General features: G+C 68.5%; 26 protein-coding genes. 16 read left to right on the forward strand and 10 right to left on the reverse strand.

What is annotated here, in order from left to right:
- Positions 1-11: 11 nt before the first annotated feature.
- From A37U_RS0100745 to A37U_RS0100755, 3 genes are read right to left on the reverse strand one after another with little or no spacing between them, the layout of a single operon-like run.
- Positions 12-953: an MBL fold metallo-hydrolase gene (locus A37U_RS0100745; RefSeq protein WP_020494683.1), complete on the reverse strand. Its 942-nt coding sequence runs from the start codon at positions 951-953 to the stop codon at positions 12-14.
- Entirely contained in the window at positions 950-2398 is a 1449-nt protein-coding gene (locus A37U_RS0100750) for a class I adenylate-forming enzyme family protein (RefSeq protein WP_020494684.1), read from the reverse strand. Before A37U_RS0100750 ends, A37U_RS0100745 begins: the two co-directional genes overlap by 4 nt.
- Complete coding sequence (locus A37U_RS0100755; protein WP_020494685.1) at positions 2388-3398, reverse strand: fumarylacetoacetate hydrolase family protein; 1011 nt, start codon at positions 3396-3398, stop codon at positions 2388-2390. Before A37U_RS0100755 ends, A37U_RS0100750 begins: the two co-directional genes overlap by 11 nt.
- Before the next feature lie 108 nt (positions 3399-3506).
- Here A37U_RS0100755 and A37U_RS0100760 point away from each other — a divergent pair, with 108 nt between their 5' ends.
- Genes A37U_RS0100760 through pepE form a run of 3 tightly spaced genes read left to right on the forward strand, consistent with a single transcriptional unit; the run spans position 3507 to position 5235 of the window.
- Positions 3507-4112 (forward strand): TetR/AcrR family transcriptional regulator, encoded by a 606-nt coding sequence (locus A37U_RS0100760; protein ID WP_020494686.1) that lies wholly within the window; start codon positions 3507-3509, stop codon positions 4110-4112.
- 37 nt (positions 4113-4149) lie between these two features.
- Entirely contained in the window at positions 4150-4494 is a 345-nt protein-coding gene (locus tag A37U_RS47995) for a hypothetical protein (RefSeq protein ID WP_020494687.1), read from the forward strand.
- A 21-nt stretch (positions 4495-4515) separates the two neighbouring features.
- Positions 4516-5235, forward strand: a complete 720-nt coding sequence (gene pepE / locus A37U_RS0100770; RefSeq protein WP_020494688.1) for a dipeptidase PepE — start codon at positions 4516-4518, stop codon at positions 5233-5235.
- A gap of 3 nt (positions 5236-5238) precedes the next feature.
- On the opposite strand, the gene A37U_RS0100775 is transcribed toward pepE, so the two are convergent.
- Positions 5239-6030 carry an IclR family transcriptional regulator gene (locus tag A37U_RS0100775; RefSeq protein WP_020494689.1) on the reverse strand — a complete coding sequence of 264 codons (792 nt, stop codon included), beginning with the start codon at positions 6028-6030 and terminating at the stop codon, positions 5239-5241.
- 135 nt (positions 6031-6165) lie between these two features.
- On the opposite strand from A37U_RS0100775, the gene A37U_RS0100780 reads away from it, so the two are divergent.
- The 3 genes from A37U_RS0100780 to A37U_RS0100790 are packed head-to-tail and all read left to right on the forward strand — an operon-like array spanning position 6166 to position 9739.
- Positions 6166-7125, forward strand: a complete 960-nt coding sequence (locus A37U_RS0100780) for a DUF1177 domain-containing protein (RefSeq protein WP_020494690.1) — start codon at positions 6166-6168, stop codon at positions 7123-7125.
- Positions 7126-8460 carry a purine-cytosine permease family protein gene (locus A37U_RS0100785; protein ID WP_020494691.1) on the forward strand — a complete coding sequence of 445 codons (1335 nt, stop codon included), beginning with the start codon at positions 7126-7128 and terminating at the stop codon, positions 8458-8460.
- Positions 8453-9739, forward strand: coding sequence for a M20/M25/M40 family metallo-hydrolase (locus A37U_RS0100790; RefSeq protein ID WP_020494692.1), 1287 nt, complete (start codon positions 8453-8455; stop codon positions 9737-9739). Before A37U_RS0100785 ends, A37U_RS0100790 begins: the two co-directional genes overlap by 8 nt.
- A gap of 12 nt (positions 9740-9751) precedes the next feature.
- Here the strand turns inward: A37U_RS0100790 and A37U_RS0100795 are convergent, their stop codons facing one another.
- Positions 9752-10744, reverse strand: a complete 993-nt coding sequence (locus A37U_RS0100795; RefSeq protein WP_040586528.1) for a cyclase family protein — start codon at positions 10742-10744, stop codon at positions 9752-9754.
- A gap of 66 nt (positions 10745-10810) precedes the next feature.
- On the opposite strand from A37U_RS0100795, the gene A37U_RS0100800 reads away from it, so the two are divergent.
- A complete protein-coding gene (locus A37U_RS0100800; RefSeq protein WP_020494694.1) occupies positions 10811-11194 on the forward strand; it encodes a winged helix-turn-helix transcriptional regulator in 384 nt (127 codons plus the stop codon).
- Positions 11195-11253: 59 nt separating this feature from the next.
- On the opposite strand, the gene A37U_RS0100805 is transcribed toward A37U_RS0100800, so the two are convergent.
- Positions 11254-12108 carry an alpha/beta hydrolase gene (locus A37U_RS0100805; RefSeq protein WP_020494695.1) on the reverse strand — a complete coding sequence of 285 codons (855 nt, stop codon included), beginning with the start codon at positions 12106-12108 and terminating at the stop codon, positions 11254-11256.
- Positions 12105-13331: a metal-dependent hydrolase family protein gene (locus A37U_RS0100810; RefSeq protein WP_020494696.1), complete on the reverse strand. Its 1227-nt coding sequence runs from the start codon at positions 13329-13331 to the stop codon at positions 12105-12107. The genes A37U_RS0100805 and A37U_RS0100810 overlap by 4 nt, the downstream gene beginning before the upstream one ends.
- Before the next feature lie 269 nt (positions 13332-13600).
- Here A37U_RS0100810 and A37U_RS0100815 point away from each other — a divergent pair, with 269 nt between their 5' ends.
- The 3 genes from A37U_RS0100815 to A37U_RS48000 all read left to right on the forward strand — a co-directional run bounded on the left by A37U_RS0100815 (position 13601) and on the right by A37U_RS48000 (position 15742).
- On the forward strand, positions 13601-14002 hold the full coding sequence (locus tag A37U_RS0100815) for a hypothetical protein (RefSeq protein ID WP_420806219.1): 402 nt from the start codon (positions 13601-13603) through the stop codon (positions 14000-14002).
- A 115-nt stretch (positions 14003-14117) separates the two neighbouring features.
- A complete protein-coding gene (locus A37U_RS0100820; protein WP_020494698.1) occupies positions 14118-15194 on the forward strand; it encodes a hypothetical protein in 1077 nt (358 codons plus the stop codon).
- Positions 15194-15742, forward strand: a complete 549-nt coding sequence (locus A37U_RS48000; protein WP_083933121.1) for a type VII secretion system-associated protein — start codon at positions 15194-15196, stop codon at positions 15740-15742. Before A37U_RS0100820 ends, A37U_RS48000 begins: the two co-directional genes overlap by 1 nt.
- On the opposite strand, the gene A37U_RS0100830 is transcribed toward A37U_RS48000, so the two are convergent.
- On the reverse strand, positions 15739-16680 hold the full coding sequence (locus A37U_RS0100830) for a LysR family transcriptional regulator (RefSeq protein WP_020494700.1): 942 nt from the start codon (positions 16678-16680) through the stop codon (positions 15739-15741). The two genes, A37U_RS48000 and A37U_RS0100830, sit on opposite strands and share 4 nt — an antisense overlap.
- A gap of 112 nt (positions 16681-16792) precedes the next feature.
- On the opposite strand from A37U_RS0100830, the gene A37U_RS0100835 reads away from it, so the two are divergent.
- Positions 16793-18031 carry an MFS transporter gene (locus tag A37U_RS0100835; RefSeq protein ID WP_020494701.1) on the forward strand — a complete coding sequence of 413 codons (1239 nt, stop codon included), beginning with the start codon at positions 16793-16795 and terminating at the stop codon, positions 18029-18031.
- A gap of 27 nt (positions 18032-18058) precedes the next feature.
- On the opposite strand, the gene A37U_RS0100840 is transcribed toward A37U_RS0100835, so the two are convergent.
- Positions 18059-18952, reverse strand: coding sequence for a LysR substrate-binding domain-containing protein (locus A37U_RS0100840; RefSeq protein ID WP_020494702.1), 894 nt, complete (start codon positions 18950-18952; stop codon positions 18059-18061).
- 139 nt (positions 18953-19091) lie between these two features.
- Between A37U_RS0100840 and A37U_RS0100845 the strand changes: the two genes are divergently transcribed.
- From A37U_RS0100845 to A37U_RS0100855, 3 genes are read left to right on the forward strand one after another with little or no spacing between them, the layout of a single operon-like run.
- Positions 19092-19865 carry an enoyl-CoA hydratase/isomerase family protein gene (locus A37U_RS0100845; protein WP_020494703.1) on the forward strand — a complete coding sequence of 258 codons (774 nt, stop codon included), beginning with the start codon at positions 19092-19094 and terminating at the stop codon, positions 19863-19865.
- A gap of 10 nt (positions 19866-19875) precedes the next feature.
- Entirely contained in the window at positions 19876-21420 is a 1545-nt protein-coding gene (locus A37U_RS0100850; protein ID WP_240437464.1) for an acetate--CoA ligase, read from the forward strand.
- 21 nt (positions 21421-21441) lie between these two features.
- The gene (locus A37U_RS0100855) at positions 21442-22761 is read left to right on the forward strand and encodes an MFS transporter (protein WP_020494705.1); all 1320 of its coding nucleotides are present in this window, start codon (positions 21442-21444) and stop codon (positions 22759-22761) included.
- Positions 22762-22763: 2 nt separating this feature from the next.
- Here A37U_RS0100855 and A37U_RS0100860 read toward each other — a convergent pair whose 3' ends face one another.
- Positions 22764-23360: a class I SAM-dependent methyltransferase gene (locus A37U_RS0100860; protein ID WP_020494706.1), complete on the reverse strand. Its 597-nt coding sequence runs from the start codon at positions 23358-23360 to the stop codon at positions 22764-22766.
- 133 nt (positions 23361-23493) lie between these two features.
- On the opposite strand from A37U_RS0100860, the gene A37U_RS0100865 reads away from it, so the two are divergent.
- Both A37U_RS0100865 and A37U_RS0100870 read left to right on the forward strand, forming a co-directional pair.
- Positions 23494-23853, forward strand: coding sequence for a VOC family protein (locus A37U_RS0100865; RefSeq protein ID WP_020494707.1), 360 nt, complete (start codon positions 23494-23496; stop codon positions 23851-23853).
- A 58-nt stretch (positions 23854-23911) separates the two neighbouring features.
- The gene (locus A37U_RS0100870; protein WP_020494708.1) at positions 23912-24805 is read left to right on the forward strand and encodes an SMP-30/gluconolactonase/LRE family protein; all 894 of its coding nucleotides are present in this window, start codon (positions 23912-23914) and stop codon (positions 24803-24805) included.
- The last annotated feature ends 6 nt before the right edge of the window (positions 24806-24811 follow it).

Genomic DNA, 24811 nt, shown 5'->3' on the forward strand with positions numbered 1-24811 from the left:
CCTGTCGCCGGTCAGGAGAATCCCTCCAGTTCGGCGATCCGGCGGAACACCTCGCGAGTGTCCACCCGTTCCATCCCGGGATCGAGTTCGTAGTATACGGCGAGAATGTTCTGCGCGAGCCTGCCGCGTTCATTGAGTTCGGCGAACCGGCCGAGCGAGATGTCCCGCATCGCGTCCTCGGCGGACATCCCCCTCCGGTGCCGTTCGACGGCCTCGGTGTGCACCCACTCGAGGTAGTCGCGGACCTCCCGCACCCCGTTCTTGTCGGTCACCGGTCCGTGCCCGGGCACGATGCGGTCGGCGTCCATGGCGAGCATCCGATCGCAGGCCGCGATCCAGTTGGTGACCGGGCCGGCCCAACTGATCGGGGTGCCGCCGATGAACAGCAGATCCCCCGCGTACAGCACGCCTTCTCCGGGCACCAGCACCACGCTGTCCCCCTCGGTGTGCGCGGGCCCGAGACAGTGCAGTTCCACCGTGGTGCCGCCGATATCCAGCCGCAACTGCTCGGTGAAGGTCCTCGTGGCGTAGGTCGGCGTGATCGACTCGAAGTCGAACTGCCCCATGATGTGCCTGCCGAACCGGCCGATCGGGCCGTCCTGGCCGAGTACACCCTGCAGCAGCTCCGGGCCGTTGTCGGGCATCTCCGCCGCCGTCGCCGCGGAGGTGATGATCTCCGCGCCGGTGACCAGTTCATTGCCGAACCAGTGATCCCCATTGGCGTGCGTATTGACCACAGTGGACAGTGGATGCTCCGCGGTGATCGCCGCGAGCCCGTCCAGCATCTCCCTGGTCAGTCCCAGATCGAACAGCGTGTCCACGAGCAGGGATTCACGCTCACCGGTGACCAGTCCGGCATTGCTCCAGCCCCAGGAACCGTCCGGCACCAGCCAGACCCAGCACTGCTCGGAAAGCCGGTGCAGTCCCTTGGTGTACGGGATTTCCTGGGTCATGGCGACTCCTCTGTTCGGCGTAGCTCGCCCTTGCGGATCTTGCCGACGCTGGTACGCGGCAGGCCGGACAGAAACCGCACCTGTGCGGGCACCTTGTAAGCGGCGAGCCGTTCCCGGCACCAGGCGATGAGTTCCTCGGCGCCGAGCTCGGCCCCCGGTACGAGCACCGCGGCGAGCAGGATCGCCTCGTCGTACACCGGATCCGAGACACCGACCGCGGCACATTCGGCCACCGCGGGATGTTCCCCGGCGACCCGTTCGATCTCCCCGGTGGCGACGTTCTCCCCACCGCGTTTGATCATGTCCTTCGCGCGGTCCACGAAGTACAGGAACCCGTCCGCGTCCCGGTGCGCTAGGTCCCCGGTGCGCAGCACGCCACCGCCGAACGCGGCCTCGGTGGCCGCGGGATCGCACCAGTACCCGGCCGCGATGGTCTCGCCGGGCACCCCGTGCACCCGGATCTCGCCGGCTTGCCCGTCCGGAACGGGGGCGCCGTCCGCGCCGGCCAGCACGAGGGAAACACCGGGCAGCGGGCGGCCGATGCTGTGCCACCGGCGATCGGCGCTGTCCGGGTTCATCGTGGGTAGCACGGTCTCGGTCATGCCGTAGATCTGCACCAGCCTGGTCGCGAACCGCCGTTCGAACTCGGCGGCCTGATCCTCGGCGAGGTTCTGCGCGAACAACACCGTGCGCAGCACGGCCTCCTCCCCGGTCGGTGGATTGGCCAGGATCATCCGGATCGGCGCCGCGAACAGGCTGCCGAGCGTCGCACCGAGCCGGGCGGCCTGGGTGCCCCAGCCGGAGGCGGAGAACCATGGTGCCAGGGCCACCGAGGCACCGCGCAGCAGCGCGGACATCGTGCAGTAGTACTGGGCGTTGGCGTGGAACAGCGGCAGCGCGATGAACCAGCGATCCGCCGCGGTGAGGGCCAGATGTTCGGCCACGGCCCACCCGACCGCGCGGTAGTTGGCGTGGGTGACCATGACGCCCTTGGGCAGGCTCGTGGTGCCCGAGGTGTAGAGAATGGCGGCCGGATCGGTGGCTTCGACCGGTGCCGCGGGAACCTCCGCGCCCGGAAGCACGATCTCCTCCGGCGAGAGCCTCGGCGCGTCCAGCGCGGTTTCCACGGTCGCGATGGAGATCCGGGGCCGCGCATCGGCGAGAACGTGCGCGAATTCCGCCGCCGTCGAGCGCGGATTCGTGGGCACCAGCACGGCGCCGAGCTGCGCGGTGGCGAACCAGATGTCCAGGAATTCCTGGCAGTTGGGCAGGCTCACATGCACCCGGTCGCCCCGCCGGACACCACGCGCGGCCAGCCCGGCGGCGGTGGCTTGCAGCCGGGCATGCTGCTCGCCGTAGGTGACCGGTGTACCACCGTCCACCAAAGCGAACACCGAATCCGGCGGCGCCGCGGCGATCAGGGCCGCGGTCGTCTCAGTGCGCACCGGGACGCACCTCCGGCGCACCGCTGTACGCGGCCACCCCGGCCCCTTCGGGTGCCCTGCAAGGTTCGCCCACCGGATTGCGCAGCACCCCGAGCCCGGACGCCTCCAGTTCCACCACGTCTCCCGGCCGGATCCAGCGATCCAGTTCCAGACCGCAGCCGCCGCCCACGGTGCCGAGCGCCAGGAACTCGCCCGGATACACCGGTTCGTCCAGCGAGGCCCAGGCCAGCACCTCGGCGAAGGAGAACTGCCGGTCCGCGGTGCTGCCGGAGGCCCACACCGCACCGTTGACCTTCGCCGACATCCGTACCGACCACTCGTCGACCTCGTCCATGGTCAACACGCACGGCCCCATCGCGGTGCAGAAATCCTTCCCCTTGGACGGGCCGATTCCCAGGCTCATCTCGAAGAACTGGATGTCCCGCGCGCTGACGTCGTTGAAGATCGTGACCCCGGCGATCTTGTCTGCGGCCTGCTCCGGGGTCAGATCCCGCCCGCCGCCGGAGGTGAAGAAACCGAGTTCCAGTTCGAAATCCAGCTGCGCGGTATAGGACGGCCACAGCAGCGGTTCCTCCGGGCCGATCACCGTCTCGACGTTGGCCTTGTAGCAGATCGGCATCGCCGAGAAGGCGGGCGGGACCGCGAGGCCCGAGCCGGTGGCGTGGTCGTTGTAGGTGAGATAGTCCCGGATCCGGCGCGGTCTCGGCACCGGGGCGAGTAGCCGCACCCGATCCCGGGGCAGCATCGCCGGTACCCCGTCCTCGGTGAGCTCGGTGCCTCGCTCGAGCGCCGCTGCCACGGTGTCCACCGCACGCTGGGCGAGACCGCGTGCCTCGGCACCGCCCTCGAAGAAGGCGACCATCTCGGTCGGCATCGCAGCCGCATCGGCGTCCCGGTGCACGGCCCGCAGGGTGCGCGCCGGATCCACCACCACGTCGCCGTGCAGCACACCGAGCCGCGGCCACGGGGAGAACGAGGACACATAGGTGACCAGACGCACGGCGCCTCCTCGGATCATGGTCCGAATTTGGATTCAAGTCCAATCCAAAGCTAGGCCACCGCAAGGTCCCCGTCAAGACTCGGTCGCCCCGGCTGGTTGACTGGGACCATGACCGCAGGCGCCACCGGACCGGGCAGCACCAGACGGTCGCGGCACCGTGAGGAGCGCAGCGACCGCATCTACCGGGCGGCGATCGAACTGTTCGTCGAGCGGGGGTTCGACAACGCCACCATGGACGAGATCGCCGAACGGGCCGATACCGCGCGCGCCACCGTGTTCAACCACTTCCAGCGCAAGTCCGCGTTTCTCGAGGAGTGGAGCCGCAGACGGCGGGACCGCGCACTGACCGCGGTGCACGAGGAATGGCTCGACGGCCGCCCGCTGCCCGAGATCCTGGCCCGGTATCTGGCCGAACTGGCCCGGGTCAGCGCCAATACCCGGCAGGAGACCGTCGCCTGCATGGGCGCGGCGATCCACTCCACCAACGTGTTCGCCGACTCCGAGCTCGCGCACCAGTTCAGCCGACTCATGGCCCCCGCCGCGAAGGCGGGCGAACTTCGCTCCGGAGTGGACACCGAACAGGCCGGGATGGTGCTGGCCAGCGCCTACCTCGCGACGCTGAGCACGTGGATCGCCACCGACCCCGCACCCTTCGAACTGGAACAGCGGTTGCTCGATTCGCTCGGCATGATCCTGCACGGAACGCTTCGCTGAGCGGACACCACCGCAACCGGTGTAGGTCGCCAGAATCGTGGCACTCTCCGGGGTGCAGCAGGCGCCGGTCACCGGTCCGCACCGGATATCGTTGCCATGGAACACTTCGCGGGCCGCGGCCGCGCGCACGGCCCTCGCGTTCGGCACCGGTCAGCCGCGCGCCGGGATGTGCTCCGCTGGCCGGCCGGGCGAGCCCCACGCCGTAATCCGGTCCGGCCTCGCCGACACTTCCCGGCCCGATCCCGCCGGCGAGCAGCCGCAGCAATTCGCCCTGCCTGGGCGCGGCAGCTCCTCGATTCCCGCACAGGCGGCGGTTCCCTGTTCGGTCCTGGCGGCCCCTGCCTTCGATCCTGGCACCGGTCCGGTCGTAGTCTTCGGCTGAGCGAACGGGAGGGTATTCCACATGCAATTGCTGCTGCTGTCCAACTCCACGAACCACGGTGCCGGGCGATTCTCGCACGCCCGCGAGGCGCTCGCGGAGCACTACGGCGGGCGCACCGTGTCCTTCGTGCCGTACGCGCTCGCCGATCACGACCGGTACACCGAACTGGTGAGCGAGGGGTTCGCCGCGGCGGGTGTGCGGGTGCGCCCGGTGCACCGGAGCTCGGATCCGGCCGCTGAACTGCGGTCCGCGGAAGCGGTGTTCATCGGCGGCGGCAACTCGTTCCGGCTGCTGCGCACGATGCAGCGGCTCGGCCTGCTCGAGGCGATCCGTTCCGCGGTGCGCGGCGGAGCGCCCTACGGCGGGGCGAGCGCGGGAACGAACATGGCCTGCCCGAGCCTGCGCACCACCAACGATATGCCGATCGTGGCACCGGACGGGTTCGAAACCCTTGGCCTGATCGGATTCCAGATCAATCCGCACTATCTGGATCCGGTCGGCGGCTCCACCCACATGGGCGAGACGCGCGAGCAACGCCTCGCGGAATTCCACGAGGAGAACGACGCTCCGGTGCTCGGCCTGCGGGAGGGGACCTGGCTGCGGGTGGACGGCGAATCGATCACCCTGCACGGTGGCGCGGCCCGGCTGTTCCGGCGCGGAACCGAACCGGCGGAACACCGGGACGGCGCGGATCTGTCCTTCCTGAACGGGATCGAGTCCACTTTCGACGTCCGGGACTGAAGCTCAGCGGCCGCGGTGAGTCAGCCGCAGGCTGATCCGCTCACTGGCCGAGCACAGCGCGTCCACCCAGTCGCTCGGGTGCTCGCCGAGGCGCTCCTTCGGCCACCCGACGCTGAGGCTGGCATACGGTTCCTCGCGCAGGAAAACGGGAACGGCAAGGGTGGCGACACCCTCGTCGTACTCGCCCTCGGTGTAGGCCCAGCCCCGCGCGCGCACCTGGGCGAACTGGCGCTCCAGCCGGCCGAGATCGGTGGCGGTGTTCGCGGTGAACCGGGCCAGCGGCCGGTCGATGAACAATCGTTTGCGCTGGGCGAAGGGAAGGAACGCGTAATAGGCCTTGCTGGTGGCTCCCGCGTGCGCCGGATAGAGCTCGTTCACCATCGGATAGTCGCGCAGCCGCCCGTGCTCCCCCTCTGCGACGAGGACGGTGCGCATATGCGCGCTGTCCGGGAGCGCGAACAGGATGTTCTGCCCGGTGAACGCGGCCAGTTCGTCCAGCACCGGCTGCGCGAGCAGGCCGAGCGCCCCGACCTGGTCCCAGACCCGCCCGAGATACAGCGCGGCCGGGCCGATCCGGTAGCGGCGACTGGAATCGTCGCGCACCAGAAATCCACGGTGGGTGAGCGCGGCCAGCAGGCGCTGCGCGGTCGAGGTGTGCAGCCCGAACGCGCGGGAAATCTCGGTGACGCCCCATTCCGGGCTCTCCCGGTCGAAGGCGAGCAGGATGCGCAGCGCCCGGTCCACGGTCTGCGGGAGGCCCGCGGGGGTGCTCGGGTCGGTTCGGAAATCGAGCATGCTCCTATTTTGCATATAGTGGGACATTCTTGTCCGGTTCGCCCCCATCGGGGCACCGTGGTGCGGGGATCGCGGAGAGGGCCACAAGCCTGCGCGAAAGTACTGTCACGGTCGGAAGTTTCGAGGTATCACCGCATGCTCAAGTTTGTCCTCGACGTGCTGGATCGGCTGGACGATCCGCGGGTCGACGGTGCCGCCATGGTGTCCTATCTGGACGGTATCGCCGGTGAGAGTGGCCTGACACGCACCGAACGCGTGCGCGGCGGGCAGGGGCACACCGATTTCGTCCAGGTGCGGGTCCCGGGAACCGCGGGCCGCACCATTGGTGGGAAAGCACCGACGCTCGGCGTGATCGGGCGCCTCGGCGGGGTCGGGGCCCGGCCGGAGGTGACCGGCTTCGTCTCCGATGGGGACGGTGCCGCCGCGGCCTTCTCCGCGGCCGCCAAACTGCTCGCCATGCGGGCCCGCGGTGATGTGCTGACCGGCGATGTGCTGATCAGCACGCATGTGTGCCCGGACGCGCCCACGTGCCCGCACGATCCGGTGCCGTTCATGAACTCTCCGGTGGACATGGCGACCATGAACGAGCACGAGGTCTCCACCGAGATGGAGGCGGTGCTCTCCATCGACACCACCAAGGGCAACCGGGTCATCAACCACAAGGGGCTCGCGCTCTCCCCCACGGTCAAACAGGGCTGGGTGCTGCGGGTCTCGGAACGGCTCAACGGCCTGCTCGAGACGGTGACCGGGGAGCCGAGCGTGACCTATCCGGTGACCATGCAGGACATCACCCCGTACGGCAACGGGGTGCACCACATCAACTCCATCCTGCAGCCCGCGACGGCCACCGGGGCGCCGGTCGCCGGGCTGGCGATCGTGTCCGCGGCGACGGTGGCCGGTTGCGCCACCGGGGCGAGCCACGAGACCGATATCGCCGCGGCGGCACGTTATGCGGTGGAGGTCGCGCGGGAATTCGGTGCGGGCGCGCTGAACTTCCACGACGAAGACGAGTTCGCCACGCTGCTTGCCCGGTACGGATCGATGCGCCGCCTGCAGACCATGGGCGAGCCGCAACCCAGTGAAGCGACGGCATAGATGAGCACGCAGACCAAGAGCGAACGGTCCGGCCGCATCGGCAACGACGATCACTCGCTGCGCCGGGTGCCCCGCTCGGCCCGGTACGGCTTCGGTTCGATGCTGCTGCAGTGGCTCGGCCAGTCGGGGTCGCTTTCCCAGTTCGTGCTCGGCGCGACCCTCGGCGTGGGAATGGGATTCTGGCAGGCATTCCTCGCGTTCACCCTCGGTGCGGTGACCCTCGAGGTGGTGATCTTTTTCATCGGGCTCGCCGGTCAGCGCGAGGGACTCACCATGACCATCCTGACCCGGTTCGCCGGTTTCGGGCGCAACGGATCGGCCCTGGTATCGCTGATGATCGCGGTCAGCATGATCGGCTGGTTCGGCGTGCAGAACGGGATCTTCGGCAACAGCATGGTCGAGCTCGTCGGCGGCCCGGTGTGGCTGTGGTGCGCGCTTTCCGGTGTGGTGCTCACCGTGCTGGTGATCTACGGCTTCAAATACATGATGTGGCTGGCGAAGATCGCGGTTCCGCTGTTCTTCGCGCTCGTCGCGTGGAGTGTCATGAGCACGCTTTCCCAGCACGACATCGGGGAACTGATCGCGAAACAGCCGAGCGGTCCGCTGCTGTCCGTCCCGGCGGCGGCCACGATCGTCGCCGGCGGATTCATGGCGGGCGCCATCGTGGCCCCGGACATGACCCGGTATAACTCCAAGGGTTGGCACGTGCTGCTGCAGAGCTCGTGCACCATGATCGTCAGCGAGTACCTGGTCGGCATGACCGGTGTGCTGCTCGGTCACCTGGTCGGCACCAGCGATGTGTCCCACATCGTGCTGTCCACCTCCGGCATCGTCGGACTGATCGTGGTCATCCTGTCCACGGCGAAGATCAACGACTGGAACCTCTACGGCGCCTCGCTCGGCGTGGTGAACTTCGTCTACACGGTCTTCGGCAAGCGCATGCACCGGGCGAGCGTCACCCTGGTCATCGGGGTGCTCGGCACGGTGCTGTCCGCGCTGGGATTCCTGGACCACTTCAAGTCGTTCCTGTCCATCCTGGGCGTGGCGATCCCACCGGTCGGCGGGATCATCGTCGCCGAGTATTGGGTGGGGCGCCGGATGCGCGGGGCGCTGGACGAGACGAGGGCGAGCGAGACCATGCCGCGGGTGGTGCCGACCTGGGTGCCCGTGGTCCTGGTGATCTGGGCGGCCAGCTTCTGCGTCGGGTTCTTCGTGGACTGGGGCATTCCGGTGCTCAACTCGCTGGTGACCGCGTTCGTGCTGTACGTACTCGCCTCGCTGACCGGTCTGGTGCGCTCGTGGGGAACATCCGAAATGGAGGAACACGTTGACTGACGCCGAATCCGAGGTCGTGGACCTGTGCCGGGATCTGCTGCGGATCGACAGCTCCAATCCGACAAGCAATGAGCGGGCCAGCGCCGAGTACGTCGCGGAGAAGCTCGCCGATGCGGGTATCGAACCGGAGATCGTGGAAAGCGAACCGGGCCGGGCCAGCGTGTTCGGCCGCATCGAGGGCAAGGATCCGAGCCGTGGCGCGCTGTTGCTGCACGGGCACCTCGATGTCGTTCCCGCCGACCCGGCCGAATGGACGGTGCACCCGTTCTCCGGGGAGATCCGCGAGGACTGCCTGTGGGGGCGCGGCGCGATCGACATGAAGGACTTCGACGCGGTCACCCTCGCCACCGCCAGGGAACTGGCCCGCACCGGCGAGAAACCCGCGCGGGACATCGTGTTCGGCTACCTCGCCGATGAGGAGGGCGGCGGGCGCAAGGGTTCGCATTGGCTGGTGCGCAACCGCCCGGACCTCTTCGCCGGCGTGACCGAGGCGATCACCGAGGGCGGTGGGGTCTCCTTCGAACTCGGCGAGGGCAAGCGGTTGTATCCGATCGAGTGCGCCCAACGGGGGCAGGCCTGGCTGCGGCTGATCGCCACCGGCCGCGCGGGCCACGGTTCCTCGCCGAACGACGAGAACGCGGTCACCGATCTCGCGGAATCCCTGGCCCGCATCGGCAGGCACCGGTTCCCGGTCCGGCTGATCGAACCGGTCCGGGTGCTGCTGGAGAAAGCCGCGGAACTGCTCGGCGTGGAGTTCGACGCAGGCGATGTGCCCGCGAGCCTGGAGCGGATGCCCCAGGTGGCCCCGCTGGTGGAGGTGATCCTGCGGAACTCCGCCAATCCCACCATGCTCGAGGGCGGATACCAGACGAACGTGATCCCGGGAACCGCCAGCGCTGCGGTGGACGGGCGCTTCCTGCCCGGCGGCGAACAGGAACTGCTGGACACCATCGACTCGCTGCTGCTGCCCTCGGTGCGCCGGGAGTTCATCCACCGTGATGTGGCCATGGAGACCGAGTTCTCCGGGGAATTGGTGGATGCCATGTGCGCGGCGATCCAGCAGGAGGACCCGGACGGGCACCCGGCACCGTACTGCAATGCGGGTGGCACCGACAACAAGGCGATGGCCACGATCGGGATCAACGGCTTCGGTTTCAAGGCCCTGCGGGTTGCCCCGGAACTGCCCTATTCGCGCATGTTCCACGGGGTGGACGAGCGCATTCCGCTGGAGTCGCTGCGGTTCGCCACCCGGGTGTTGGGTCGCCTGGTCCGCGGCTGAGTCCCCGTTCCGCTACACGGTGGCGATCGGGGTCACCGGCGAGCCGACCGCTCCGGGCAGGTTCAGCGGTGGCGCGGTGAGCAGGAACCGGGACCGTCCCCGCTCCCGCAGCCACGCGCCGAGCTCGGTGAGATACCACAGCTCGCCGAGCGGAATGCCGAGTTTGAACAGGCAGTGCGCGTGCAGCGGAAGGGCGTGCTCCGCCCCGGAAGGCGGCGCCATACTGAAGGCTTCGACAGCATGGTTGTCCGCCGCGATCGCCGAGACTCCGCTGTCTGTGATCCACTGCAGCAGACGCTCGTCCCGGCTGTCGAGCACCGCGCAGCTGGTGTCCAGCCTCTCCTGAGTGAGCTCCGCACCGAGTTCGAGGACGACCTCCGCCAGACCGGTGTACAGACACAGGATGTCCCCGGTTTCCACGGTGACGTTCTGGGCTTCCATGATCTCGGTCAGCTGTTCGTAGCCGACCGCGACCCGTTCCCTGCCGTACACCCGTTCCAGATCGAGAAGCACACCACGGCCCTGCACCCCGGTCGCGGCCATGGTCTCGATCCCGAGCGCATCGGCATGCGGGCGCACCGAACCCGCCGGGTCGCCGATGACGTGCTCTCCACCCCGGTGGCCGTTGTAGTAGGCGACGACCGGCTCACCGGTCCCGTCCAAGTCGAACATGGATCCGGCGTGCGCGAAGGAATCCCACTGCGTGGAGTACTGCAGATGGATGGTGGCCAGGTCATCGCTGACCACATCCGGGACCGTGGGCAGGAAATGGTTGTTGTGCCCCAGGACGGTGCTGGCCAGTTCCGGTGGCTTGCGGGGACCGCGGGCGTACTCCCCCTGCGGGAAATCCAGCGGCAGGCTCAGCGGAAACGCGATTCCCTCGCGGACCTCCGCGGCCGCGGCACGGCGGCGCTGCGCGGTGATCAGGTTGAGGCGGCCGATTTCGTCGTCCGCACCGAATTCTCCCCAGTTCGAGCCCTCCGGGCGGTTCTTCCGACGCTGCATGAGATCGATCATGCCCGCACCGGTATCGCTTGTGAAGTAGGCACCTTTCCGATATATAGGTACCTGATGGATACCGACCTCGAGTACCGGTACGCAAAGGACTGTCCCTCGCGCACCGTGGTGGATGTGCTGGCGAACAAATGGTCGCTCTACATCCTCGGCCTGCTCCGGCGCCACGACCGCCCGCTGCGGTTCACCGAACTGCGCCGCCGCGTCGAGGGCGTGACCCAGAAATCGCTCACCCAGGCGCTGCGCAACCTCGAACGCGATGGCCTGGTCAGCCGCACCGTCTACCCCACCATCCCGCCGCACGTGGAGTACGCCCTGACCGAGCTCGGCGTCGAGGCGGGCGTCCTCACCGCCGCGATCGCCGACTGGTCCCAGGCCAACGTGTCCCGGGTGCTCGCGGCCCGCTCGGCCTACGACGACCGGCAGACCGCGACTGCCTAGCCGTCGTCACCAGGTCGTCGTCACCGGGCTGTCCTCGACGGCTCGCGCCAGGTTGGTGTTCACCGCGCGCGGCAGGTTCTGAGGTAGCTGAGGAACGAGGCCTGCAGGCCGGTCACGTGCGTTTCGCGCAGGACCGCGCTGGTGACGGCCACGCCGCGGGAGGCGAGGCGGTGCAGGACGGTGGCCGCGTTCTTCGCGAGGTTTTGGTAGACGGCCAGGTCTCCGAGCAGCTCCCGCTCGTTGAGGGTCACGTGCAACGTGGCGGCAGGCCGACGCTCGCCCATCTCCTGGAGCTGGGCGAAGATCTGACTGTCCGCACTGGCAACGCCGGGGCTGCCCGCTCCGATGCTCTCGAAGAGCGTGCAGCCGGTGAGCCAGGTGTAGAGACCGAAGAGTCCGCCGTAGGAGTAGCCGAAAAGGCCGTGCCCGCTCGTAGCCGTGCCGTAGTCGCGTTCGATCCGCGGGTGCAGTTCCGCGGTGAGGAAGCTCAGGAACGCATCGGCGCGGGTGTCGCGTAGTTCGGCGAGGTAGGCATCGGCTTCCGCACGTTTCCTCCCGCCCGCTTGGACTCCCCTCTCCACGGCGGCGACGAGTTCCTCGGCGATGGGTTCGCCGGGCGGCACCAGATCCCTGTTGCGCAGCCGATCCCAGTGCCGTGCTTCCTCGCCCGCGTAGCCCACACTGACTTGGATGTAGGGCTTGATCTGCTGCATGGGATCCGCCTGGGTGACGATGAGCGGAGCTGTCATACCGACGGCCCAGTTGCCGTCGAGGACGTACACGACAGGATTGTGCGTCGTAGCGGGGTCGTAGCCCGGCGGCATGGTGACCCAGACGCCGTAGTCGTGCCCACCGCCCGAACGCATCTCGAAGTAGTCGGTGTCGGCGAGGCAGCCGTGCCACATGGTGCTCATCGGAGGTCCTGCACAACACGTCCGGCTTGGACGACGAGTACGGCATTCGCGGGATCGGCGAAGAGCTCCGGGTCTTCGAGCGGGCTGCCGTTCCAGAGCACGAGGTCTGCCTGCATGCCGGGGGCGATGACCCCTACCCGATCTGCCAGGCCGAGGATCCCGGCGTTGGTCTTCGTGGCCGCCACGAGCGCTTCCATCGGCGTCTCGAGCGCCGCTCGCACCGTGAGCTCTTCTCCTCGACGGTGCTGAGCCGGACCGATGAGGTCGGAACCAAGCCCGATCCGAACTCCGGCCTCCTTGGCGACAGCGAGCGCCTCGGTCATCCGTTCACGAACCCCCATCACCCGGTCACGGGTCGGCTCGCCGAGGCCGGCTCCTGCGGTGTCGTACAGCAGTTGCTCGACGACAGTGAACGTGGGCACCAGGGCAACCTCGTGAGTGGCCATCAGCGTGGCCGTGGACTCATCGAGGTCGGTGCCGTGCTCGACACAGCGCACCCCGGCCGCGACCGCGTTCCGGATGCCTTCGTTGTTGTGGGCGTGCACCGTCACATAGGTGCCCCGCGCCGCGGCTTCTTGCACAGCGACGGCGATCTCGTCCACGGTGAACTGAGTGTCGGTCAGCCGGTCGTGAGCGCCGACCACTCCGCCGGTCACACAGAGCTTCAGGAAGCAGGCTCCGCGACGGAACGCCTCGCGCACATTGGCGCGCAGCTCGTCCGCATTGCCCGCCATCATCGACAGGGCACACAGGCCCGGAATGTGATGGCTGCTCCATAGTTCGGTGGGTTCCCAGTCGGCTCCGTAATAGCCGTGTCCGCCGGTCTGGCACTGCACAGGTCCGCACGACAGCACGCGCGGTCCCCTGACCTTGCCCTTCGCGATCGTGGCGACGACACCGCCGTCGATCCCACCGGTGTCCCGAACGGTCGTGAAACCGGCGTCGAGCGTCGCGCCCGCCGTGCCGAAGATGTCCGCCGCGATCTCCGCGGCACTGATCCGAAACGAGAACTGCTGCTGGATGGGGCTCGACAAACCCAGGTGCACGTGCGCGTCGATCAGGCCGGGAGTCATCGTCAGTCCTCCGGCATCCAGACGCTCGCCGGGCGCGCTTGATCCGCCAAGCCGGTCGATATGCCCGTCTTCGACGGTGACGTCGGCCTCGACAGGGTCGCGACCCGAACCGTCGAGGACCGCCGCGCCGACTAGCTGAAGGCGTCCCACGAGTCACTCCCTCCATCTGCGAGCCGACTGCGACCATGTGAAGCAGCACGGCACCGATCTTATCCAATGGATAAACTGTGGGAGTGATCTTGTCAAGCACGGAACGCAAAGGCGAGGCACGCGAGCGGCTGCTGTCCCGGCTCCTCGACGCCTTCGGCGAGGATCTCCCCGCACCGGAGGTGTCACTCCGCGAGATCGCCGCCCGGACCCAAACCAGCCACGCCCTCCTGCGATACCACTTCGGGTCACTCCCGGGCGTCTTGGCGGCGATGCTCGAGGCACAGCGATCCCGGGACAACGAGGCGCTTTTCGAAGCCGCCCGCCACGGCACCTTCGACGACCTCGTCGTGGCGATCTGGCGGTCCTACACTCGCCCGGAACAGCTCTCGCGTGCCCGCGGCTTCTTTCACGTCATAGGACTGGCCACGTACCGCCCGGACGATTTTCGTGCATTCATCGACTCGCTCGACGATCTGACCACGATGCTGGCTTCGCTTGCGGAACGCGAAGGACTCGACAGCAACGAAGCGCTGACCACGGCAACCGTCACCATCGCCGCGATTCGTGGTCTGCTCCTCCAGGAAGTTCTGACTCCGGCAGTAGTCCATTCGGAGGAGATGATCGCCTTGATCCTGCGCATGAGCAAGGGCCGATCACGTCCGAGGCCTTGAGCATGTGGTACTGCAACGACGGGACATGCGAGACGAGACGAGACGTGCCGGTAGACTGTCCGTGGTGACGAGGTGCGGGGTGACGTCCGCGACGTCGATGTGGTGAAGAGGGGCAATGGTGGCGAAACACGGCCATGGTGGCGGGCAGTCCTCCGGTCACGGTTCCACTTCCCCGGGGCACTCCACTGATTCCGGGCATTCGGGGCACGGGTCCTCCGGGCACGGATCCTCGGGGAGCGGTTCCGGTTCGACTGGCAAGCCCGGCAACGGGTTCAGTGCCGATGTGTCCGCATTGGACTCGATGAAATCCAAGCTCGGCGGCCTGGGCGACAAACTGACCGGGCACGCTTCCTCGGTCGGTTCGGCGCACCCGGGAGGCGGGGCGTTCGGGGTCGTCGGCGAAGCGCTGTCCGGCAAGCTCGGCGGGGTGCTCTCCTCGGTGGAGAAGGGCATCGGCAACATCGCGAACAGCGCACACGGTGCCGGTGGCAAGGTGGGCAAGACCGCCGAATCGATGCGGCACAACGAACACACCAACAAGGGACTGTTCGACTCGCTCGACACCCGGGGCGGTTCCCGCGGGCACTCACCGACCGGCACACGGCCCGGCTCGCCGTCGAATCCGGACGGCAGGCCGAACAGGCCACCTCGCCCCGCGCCTGCCGGGGCATCGCAACCACAACCACAACCACCCGGCTTACTGATGCACGGATCGAGCGCCCCGCCGGAAACGATCTTCCAGAGCGGTCTGTCCTCCTCGGCGAGGCTGTCCGGGGCACCACCCCATTACAACCTCCCCGCCCATGTGCACAACGCGAACGGCAGCGGATTCGTGTCCACCACGGGAAACCCGCACGTCGCCCATCAGTTCATCCGGCAGACCCACCAGACGGTCAACGTCAACGGCACCACCTACACGGGGCGGGAAGGCTACGTCTACTGGGTGCGGCCCTCCCCCGACATGATCCACGTTCCCTCCCAGTCCCTGCCCCAATCCCTCGACCGGTTCCACTACCAGGACGAGTGGGCGGGCCTCGATCACATTCCCCCGGATCGCATCCACGGGGCGAGCCACGTCACCGGCTACTACAACCCGGTTCCCGACGGACAAGGTGGCGTCAAACTCGATATGGCACCCGGTTCCGGATTCAAGTCGACCTGGCACGCCAACCCGAACTACCGGGAGCATTGATGAGCACCCCTGGACCCATCACCCCGGCCATGCGCGCCGAAGCCCGCCGTCATCCGGGCGGCTGGGTGTACGCCGTCGATCCCGCATTCTCCGGCACCGAGGAGGTTCCCGGTTCGGCCATCGTCGGGGCCTACCGCGTCGGCGAGGACGGCGAGCTCACCGAGGAATTCCTCCCCAATGAGCATTACCGGCCGACACTACGCGGTCTCGGCGTACCCCCACCGGGCAACGAGCTCGAAGCCGTCCTCCAGGACGCCGTGACCGGAAACGCCGACGAGCAGCGCGTCCGCCAGATGCTGCTCGAAGCCACGGTCATCGCCCCCGTCCGGCCGGGCACCACGGAGATCGCGCTCTTCGACGAGGGCTCCGACCGGGAGGTGCTGCACGTGTTCAGTTCCCGCGGACAGCTGCCCTCCAGCGAACTGTCCTGGCTCAGCTTCCCGGTCCGTGCCTTGCTCCCCGCCCTACGGGAGCGCTACCTCGTGGTCAATCCGCACAGCCGGTTCGGACTGCGCCTGCCCGGCGAGAAACTGACGCTCCCGGACTAGGATCCCGAGCTCGCCCGGGCCCAGGACGGACGCCAGATGTCCCCGGAAAGCGTTGCCAGGCTTCGGAAATGGTCGATCACCGGCCGGATTCCGGGGTGTGGATCCGGTTCCCGGAAGATGATCGAGACCGGATAGGCGATCGTCGGGTTCGTGACCGGAATCCGGCGCAGGCCGTGGTTCGCCGGCCAGATGAGCCGATCGCGCGCACCGGTGAGGGTGGCCACCTCCGCGGAATCCGCGAGCGTGTCGAGCAGCGGTTCGACACCGAAATTCGGTCCGGTCCCGTCGATGCGCAGTTCCAGGTCCCTGGCGAGTTCCGCGTAGAACTCGCCCCATTCGCTGCGCGGTGCGATGCCGGGCACCCAGATCCGGTGCCCGCGCAGCTGCTCCGGGGTCAGCGTGCGCACCGGGAACAACGGATGTTTCGGACCCACGAGGAGTTCCATCGGGAAATCGAGCAGGTGGAGCATCCGCACCTCGGCAGGCAGCGTCTGCAGGTCGGTGACCGTCCGAAAGGAAGCGTCCACCTCGCCGGCCCGTACCGCGGCGACCGCCTGCTGCGGGTCATCGACTTTCAGCACCACCACGTCCAGCTCGGTCCCGGGATGCGCGCCCCAGTACTCGTGCAGCACGACCGCCTGGCCGAGCCGGTAGCCGAGCACATCGATGCGCGGTGCCCTGGACTCCGGCCGGATCGCGCTGCCGGCCCGCTCGACGGCGGTGACAATGCCGCGCGCGTGTGCGAGAAACGCCTGCCCGTCGAGCGTCGGCTCGACCCCGCGCGCGGTGCGGGCGAACAGGCGCACACCGAGCTCCCGTTCCAGGGCGGCGATCCGCTTCGACACCGCCTGCTGGGTGATCCCCAGCTCATCGGCGGCCTGTTGCAGCTGCCCGCGCTCGGCCGCGAGCACGAACGACCGCACCGCCTTGGTATCCACCGGTCCAGCATAGGCGGGCCCAACCGATCGTTGTGGCTCGCCGGGAACCGGTTGTTTGAATACGCCTGCGGGCCGCTGCTTTGCTTCGGGAGCCCCGACCAGAAGGAGAGCTGTGCGGATCGAACCGAGGGCCGGATTCGTCCGGCTGTGGTCGGCCTATGCGGTGAGCACCTACGGCACCTGGATCGCCTTCGGCGCGTTCCCGCTCATCGCGGTCCGGGTGCTGCACTCCCCAACCTTCGGCGTCGCACTGCTCGAATCGGCCGGACCGGCCGTCGCGGCGGTCGTCGCGCTCGGCCTCGGACCGTGGATCGAACACCGCGCCAAACGACCGGTGATGATCGCGATGGATCTGCTCCGGTTCCTCGCGATGGCCGGCGTTCCGCTCGCGTACCTGTGCGGTTTCCTGAGCTACGGCCAGCTGCTGGCGGTCTCGGTCGTCTCCGGGACCGCGGGCATCGCGTTCACCGCCGCGTCCGGTGCCTACCTGAAACACCTGGTGCGCGAGGAGCACCTACTCGCCGCGAACGGCAGGTTCGAGGCCACGATGTGGAGCGCGACCGCGGTCGGCCCACCGCTGGGCGGTGCGCTCATCGGGATGCTCGGCCCGGTCGTCACCATCGCCGCGGACGCGGTCAGCTACCTGTTGTCCGCGCTCGGGGTGCTCCGCATCCGGGGCACCGACATCGCGGCACTGCGGGAACCGAACGGCAGCCGGAACCCGGACAGCGAGCACCGGATGGCCGAGCTGCTCGCCGGCTGGCGGTTCATCCTCGGCGACCCGTTCCTGCGGCGGCTGTTCCTCAACTCCGTGACGGTCAGCGGCCTGATCATGGCCACTCAGCCGACACTGACCGTGCTACTCCTCGGCCGGTACCACTTCCCCGCCTGGCAGTACGGCCTCGCGTTCGGTCTGCCCGCGGCCGGTGGTTTACTCGGCGCCCGGTTGTCCGCGCGCCTGGTCGCCCGCTACGGCCGCGGCCGGGTCCTGCTGGTGACCGGCTGGCTGCGCTCGCTGTTCCCGATCGGCCTCGCGTTCACCGGGCCCGGCATCCCGGGACTGGTCACGGTGATCCTCGTGGAGGGCCTGCTGATCACCTGCATGGGCATCTTCACCCCCAGCTACACGACCGAACGGCTGCAGCGCACGCCCGCCGATCGCACCGCGCGGGTCCTCGCCAGCTGGAGTGTGAGCGGCAAGCTCAGCCAGGCGGGGCTCATGGCCGTCTGGGGCGAGCTCGCGACACTCACCAGTGCGCGCACCGCGATCATCGCCTCCGGGGTGCTGCTGCTCGCCACTCCGCTGCTGCTGCCGAGAAAACAAGAACGCACCGAACCCGCCCCGGTCTGACCAGGGCCCGGAACACCCGGGCGCTGATCAGCCGTGCCCCGCCCGGGCCAGGCCGTCCAGCGCCGCGGCGGAAAAGGCGCGGACCACCTCGCTTTCGCTTTCCTTGCGCCAGATCACCGAGGTGGCCCAGGCCAGGCGCGCCTCGTCGATGGGGCGCCAGACGAGTCCTTCGGGAAGTTCCCCGGTCGGCGGTTCGTTGAGGTTGATCCCGCGCCCGGCGAGCACCAGTCCCTGCACGAAGTGCGGATTACGCGCGTGCCTGATCGCGCCGGGCAGGAATCCGTTGTCCCGGCAGATCGCCAGAATGTGATCGTAGAGCCGGGGCGCCATCCGCCGCGGGAAGATCACCAGCCCCGAACCGTTCAGTTCCCGCAGCCGCACCCGCTCCGCTTCGGCGAGCCGGTGCCCCACGGGCAGCAGCACACCGAGCGAGCGCTGCACGGTCTCGCTCGATTCGAATCCCACCGTGTCCGAGGGATGCCGCACCACTCCGACGTCGAGCTGCCCGTCCCGCAGCTGCGCGATCTGGTCATCGGTGGTGAGCTCGTGCAGGTCGACGAGCACCTCCGGCTCGCGCGCGGCGAATCCCTCGAGCAAGGTGCGCAGGGTGACCGGCATGGTGTCCGGCGGGATCCCGGCCCGCAACGTCCCGGTGGAACCCGGTCGGATCCGGCGCATCGCCTCCCTGGCCAGCTCCGCGTGTTCGAGCACTGGCCGTACGTGTTCGAGCAGCAGCGCACCGGCCTCGGTCAGGCTCACCCGGTGCTTGCCGCGTTCGAACAGGCGCATGCCGAATTCCCGTTCCAGGTCCCGGATTCGCTGGGAAAGCGGTGGCTGGGCCATGTGCAGACGTTCGGCGGCGCGCCCGAAATGCAGTTCCTCGCAGAGCACCACGAAATACCGCAGATGCCTGAGTTCCATGACCGGTGACTCTAACCGGCGGATCAGCGTTCCGCGCCGGTCATATCGCTTCGATATCACCGGAGGTCGGAATTGGTGTTGGAGTGTCCGCGCATCGCGGTGCTTGTATCGGCGAAACACCAGCGTCGAAAGGCAGACGATGTCCGAACAGAACCTCATCCGCAGCGAACGTCGCGGCCCGGTCGCGGTGCTCACGCTCAACCGCCCGGAGAAACTCAACGCCTGGACCGCGCCGATGCGGGAGAGCCTGATCGAGGCGGTGCGGACGGCGGACGCCGATCCGGAGGTCGGCGCGATCGTGTTCACCGGGACCGGGCGCGCGTTCTGCGCCGGCCAGGACCTCAACGAGACCGCAAGCGTGGACCCGGGCGATCAGGCGGCCGCCGAGGCGTGGATCGACAGCTTCGACCGGCTCTTCCGCACCGTGCGGGACACGGGCAAACCCACGATCGCCGCGGTCAACGGCGTGGTCGCGGGTTCCGGTTTCCAGTTCGCGCTGCTCGCCGATCTGCGCATCGGGCACGCCGGGGTGCGGATGGGCCAGCCCGAGGTGCTTTCCGGCATCCCGAGCATCACCGGGATCTGGGCGATGTGGAGCGTGCTCGGCCGGGCCAAGACCACGGAGTTCGCGCTGACCGGTGAACTCGTCGAGGCCGCGGAGGCGGTCCGGCTCGGCCTGCTCACGACGCTCGTGGAACCGGAGCAGGTGCTCGAGGCCGCGGTGGACCGGGCAGCCAAGCTCGCCGCGCTGCCTGCCGGGGCCGTCTCGCTGACCAAGGGACGGATCCGCGAACTCGAGGAGGAATCCCTCACCGATGCGGTGCGCGCGGCGAAGCAGGTGCACGCCGAGGCGTACGCCAGCGGGGAACCACAACGGGAGATGGCCGCTTTCATCGGCGGACAGCGGCGCTGAAGGGGCAACCGTGACGACCGAATACGAACGGATGTGCACCGAACAGCGCTGGACGGTGCCCCGGACCTACAACATGGCCGCCGATGTGGCCGACCGGCATCCGCGCGAACGGCTGGCACTGATCCACGAGGACCACACCGGCGCGCGCACCGAGGTCCACTGGGGACAGATCCAGGACCGTTCCAAGCAGGTCGCCGCGGCACTGCGTGCGGCCGGGGTCGGCAAGGGCGACCGGGTCGCCGTGCTGCTGCCGCAGCGCGTGGACACCCCGGCCACGTATCTCGGCGTGCTGCGCACCGGGGCGGTACTGGTGACCATGTCGCTGCTGTGGGCCGATGAGCCGATCCGCTACCGGCTCGCCGATTCCGGGGCGAAGGTTCTGGTCACCGAGGCCGCGCAGACCCGGCGCGCCGGTGACTTCGCCGGTACCGTGCTCGATGTGGACGACCCGCGGATCGGGGACCGGGAACCGGAGTTCGAGACCGAGCAGACCCTCGCCGAGGATCCCGCGCTGATCTTCTACACCTCGGGAACCACCGGTGCCGCCAAGGGAATCGTGCACGCGCACCGCACCCTGTTGGGGCACAACGAATTCGAGCACTGCCACCAGCTGCGGACCGGCGATGTGTTCTACGGCGCGGGCGACTGGGCCTGGTCGATGGCCAAGCTGATGGGCCCACTGCGGGCGGGCGCGGTGCACCTGGTCTACCGTCCGGCCGCCGGGTTCGATCCGGAGGGGCTGCTCGCGAGCATGGCGCGCAACGAAGTGACCACGGCGCTGGTGAATCCCACCTTCCTGCGCAAGATGCGAGCCGAGGTCCCCGATGCGGGGCGGCGGTATCCGCAGTCGCTGCGCGTGGTGTGTTGCTCCAACGAACCGCTGACCGCCGACCTGATCACCTGGTTCCGCGAACAGTTCGGGCTCACCCCGCTCGACTACTACGGTTCGACCGAATCGTATCCGCTGATCGGCAACTTCCCCGGGGTTCCGGTGAAGGAGGGTTCCATGGGCAGGCCGGTCCCCGGCTGGGAGATCTCCCTGCTCGACGAGGCGGAGAATCCGGCCCCCCAGGGCGAGGCGGGTGAGATCTGCCTTCGTGCCCGGTCGAATCCGCAGTTCCCGCTCGGCTACTGGAACCGGCCGGAGGATTCGGCACAGGTGTTCGGCGGGGACTGGTTCCACACCAAGGACCAGGCCGTCATGGACGAGGACGGCTACTTCTGGTTCCTCGGCCGCACCGATGACGTGATCAAGACATCCGGCTACCGCGTCGGCCCCTACGAGGTCGAACAGGCGCTGCGCGAGCATCCGGATGTGGCCGAGGCCGGTGTGGTCGGTGTGCCGGATCCGGTGCGCGGACAGGCGGTGAAGGCCTATGTGGAACTCGCCGGATCCGCGGCACCGAGCGAGGAACTGGCGAGGCGGATCCGGGATTTCGCGAAACAGCGGTATTCCCGGTTCGCCTATCCGCGGCACATCGAGTTCGTCGAGGAGTTGCCCCGCTCGGCGACCGGCAAGATCAGGCGCGCCGAACTGCGTGCCCGGCAGGACTAGAGCCCGATCCGAGGAGGACCGATGTCATCGACCGCAACGGCGCGGGAGTCCGATGTGGACACAGCGACCCTGCGCAGGAAAGTCGCCTTCGCCTCGGCGATCGGCAATTTCGTCGAATGGTTCGATTCCGGCGCCTATGCGGTGATGTCGGCGACCATAGCGGGCCTGTTCTTCCCGCAGTACGATCCCGCGGCCGCCCTGCTCGCCACCTGGGCGGTTTTCGCGGGCGGTTTCATCGCCCGCCCGATCGGCGCGATCGTGTTCGGGTACTTCGGTGACCGCATCGGGCGCAACAAGATGCTCGCGGCGAGCGTGCTGTGCATGAGCGGGGCGACCTTCCTCATCGGGGTGCTGCCGCCGTACTCGGTGCTCGGCATCGCCGCCCCGATCCTGCTTTTCCTGCTGCGCGCGGTCCAGGGGTTCTCCACCGGCGGCGAGTACACCGGCGGTTCCGCGTTCATCATGGAGTACGCGCCGGACGGCAAGCGGGCCCGGTACGCGAGCCCGATTCCGATGACGGTGGGCATCGCGGCCGTGGCCGGCTCGCTCGTCGGTGTGCTGCTCACATCCGGGCTTTCCGAGGCCGCGCTGCTCAGCTGGGGCTGGCGGATCCCGTTCCTGCTCGCCGCTCCGCTCGGGCTGATCGGGCTCTACCTGCGCTCCCGGGTCGAGGACACCCCGGTGTTCCGCGCGCTCGAACGGCACGACGCGGTGCCCCGCACCCCGTTGCGGAACGCGGTCCGGTTGTGCGGCAAGCAGATCCTCATCCTGTTCGGCTACAGCATCACCAATGCCGTCGCGTACTACCTGATGAGCAGCTACATGATCGCCTACATGTCGGAGAACCTGCACTACAGCAAGGCGTCCGCGATGCTGACCAGTGTGGTCGCGATGCTCGTGTACAGCATCGCCTGCCCGTTCCTGGCCAGGGCGAGCGACCGGTTCGGCCGCAAACCCATGCTGCTGGTCGCCTGCGGCGGTTTCGTGGTGCTCACCTATCCGGCGTTCCTGATCATGCCGTTCGGGATCGGCATGGCCATGCTCGGCGCTGGCGTGCTCGCCCTGCTCGTCGCGGCCATCGGCACCTCCAATGTGCCCGCGCTGGTCGAGCTGTTCCCGACCGGGGTGCGCTCCAGTGGCTCGGCGATCGGCTACACCGCGGCCTATGTGCTGTTCGGCGGCACCGCTCCGTTCGTGGCCACCGGGCTCACCCAGGCCACGGGTTCCTCGCTCAGCCCCGGGTTCTACGTCATGGGTGTCGCGCTCATCTCGCTGATCGTCGTGCTGTTCGCGTTCACCGAGACCAAGAACCTCTCGCTGCGCCGGGACACCGTCACCTAGGTTCAGCGCAGCCGGCGGGCCCGCAGCACGACATCCTTGTGGTGCGGGTTCCCCTCGGGGACCTCGGGACGCTCCCGCGGTCCGTTGAACTCGATGGACCAGTCCTCGTCGAGCAGTTCGGCGATCTCCTCCGGGGAGTAGAACTCGCTCGGGTCGGGGCCGGTCCATTCCGCGGGCGGCGGGCCGTCCAGTAGATGGCCGACCACCAGCAGCGTTCCGCCGGGCGCCACGGTATCGAGCAGCCCGCGCAGTGTCCGGTGTTCGGCCTCGCGCAGGACCGGGAAGTACTGCGCGGACACCAGATCGAAGCTTTGCCCCGGCGGCGGGGTGACCCGCGGATCGCCCTGCTGCCAGTCGATCCCGGAATCCGCACCGACGACCGCGGCCGCACGTTCCAGTGCCACCGCCGAGATGTCCACCGCCGTGACCTTCCACCCCCGTTCGGCGAGCCAGATCGCGTCCGCGCCCTCGCCGCAGCCCAGATCCAGTGCCCTGCCCGGGCGCAGTCCTCCGGCCTCGACCCGCAGCGTGCCGTTCACCCTGCCGCTGAACCGCCGCTCACTCTGCCGGTACTGCTCGTCCCAGAACGCCTGATCCATGTTTCCGCTCCTCTCGGTCCGTTCGGTCCACTGTGCGCGCGGCGTAGCGGACACCCCAAGAAAATTTGCGATTCCCGCAAGTTCGGTACCATTTCTCCAAGCCGGAGGCGGAACCGGCGCGCAGACTCGGAGCATGCCCACACCAGCACGCGTCATCCACTACCCCGGCGGCCGCGATATCGCCGCTTCCCGGGACTTCTACGTCGACACGCTCGGATTCCGCGTCGTCATGACGGATCCGGTGCTCTGCCTCGACTCCCCCGGCAATCCCAGTGCACAGCTCATTCTCCTGCAGCCCGGAGCCGAACAGCCCCGCCCCGGTTTCGGCGTGGACCTCGGTACCCCGGCCGCGGTCGACGCCGCGCACGCCGAGGCGCTGCGCCGCGGGCTGCGCATCGAGTACCCGCTCACCGACGAACCCTGGGGCGTGCACCGCTTCTTCCTCGAGGACCCCGGTGGCACGATCGTGAACATTCTCGCGCACAACGGCTGACAGCGCGCCGGATCCGGACCATACTGCGAGCTGGACCGCGACGACGAGGAGGTTCCGCATGGGCCGGGAGATCAACACGATCGCGCAGGGATTCTCGTTTCTGGAGAGTCCGCGGTGGCACGAGGGCCGGATCTGGTTCTCCGATTTCTACACCGGCCGGGTGCTTTCCGCCGAAGAGGACGGCACCGGTCAGCGGGTGGAGGCGGAGCTCGCGGATCAGCCTTCGGGGCTCGGCTGGCTGCCCGACGGCAGGCTGCTGATCGCCGCCATGCGGGACGCGGTGGTGCTGCGCAGGGAACCCGGCGGCGAGCTGGTTCCGCACGCCGCACGTGGCGCCGCGGGCAAGGGGCACCTCAACGACATGGTGGCCGACGCCAAGGGCCGGCTGTACGCGGGCAGCTTCGGCTTCGACCTGATGAACGGCGCACCAATCGCACCGACCAGTCTCGTGCGGATGGATCCGGACGGTTCGGTGACCGTGGTCGCCGAGGACATGTTGTTCCCCAACGGAAGCGTGATCACCGAGGACGGAATGCTGCTCGTCGGCGAGACGCTCGGGAACCGGGTCACCGCGTTCGACATCGCCGAGGACGGCTCGCTGCACGACCGCCGGGTGTGGGCCGCGTTCGGCGAACCGCCGGCGGGCAGCACGCTCGAAGAGGTGCTTCCGCAGGGCCGAGTGGCCGCGGACGGCTGCTGCCTGGACGCCGAGGGCACACTGTGGATCGCGGACGCGCTGAACGCCCGCGTGGTCCGGGTGCGCGAGGGCGGGGAGATCCTCGACGAGATCCATCCCGGAACCGGAGTGTTCGCCTGCATGCTCGGCGGTGTCGACGGAAAGACGCTTTTCCTGTGTGCCGCACCGGATTTCGCCGAGGCGAACCGGCGCGCCGCCCGGGAGTCCGCCCTGCTGTCCGTACGGGTGGAGGTGCCGCGCGCGGGCCGGCCCTGAGCCCGC

Source organism: Sciscionella marina DSM 45152 (genome assembly GCF_000379465.1).
In the GTDB taxonomy this organism is placed as follows: domain Bacteria; phylum Actinomycetota; class Actinomycetes; order Mycobacteriales; family Pseudonocardiaceae; genus Sciscionella; species Sciscionella marina.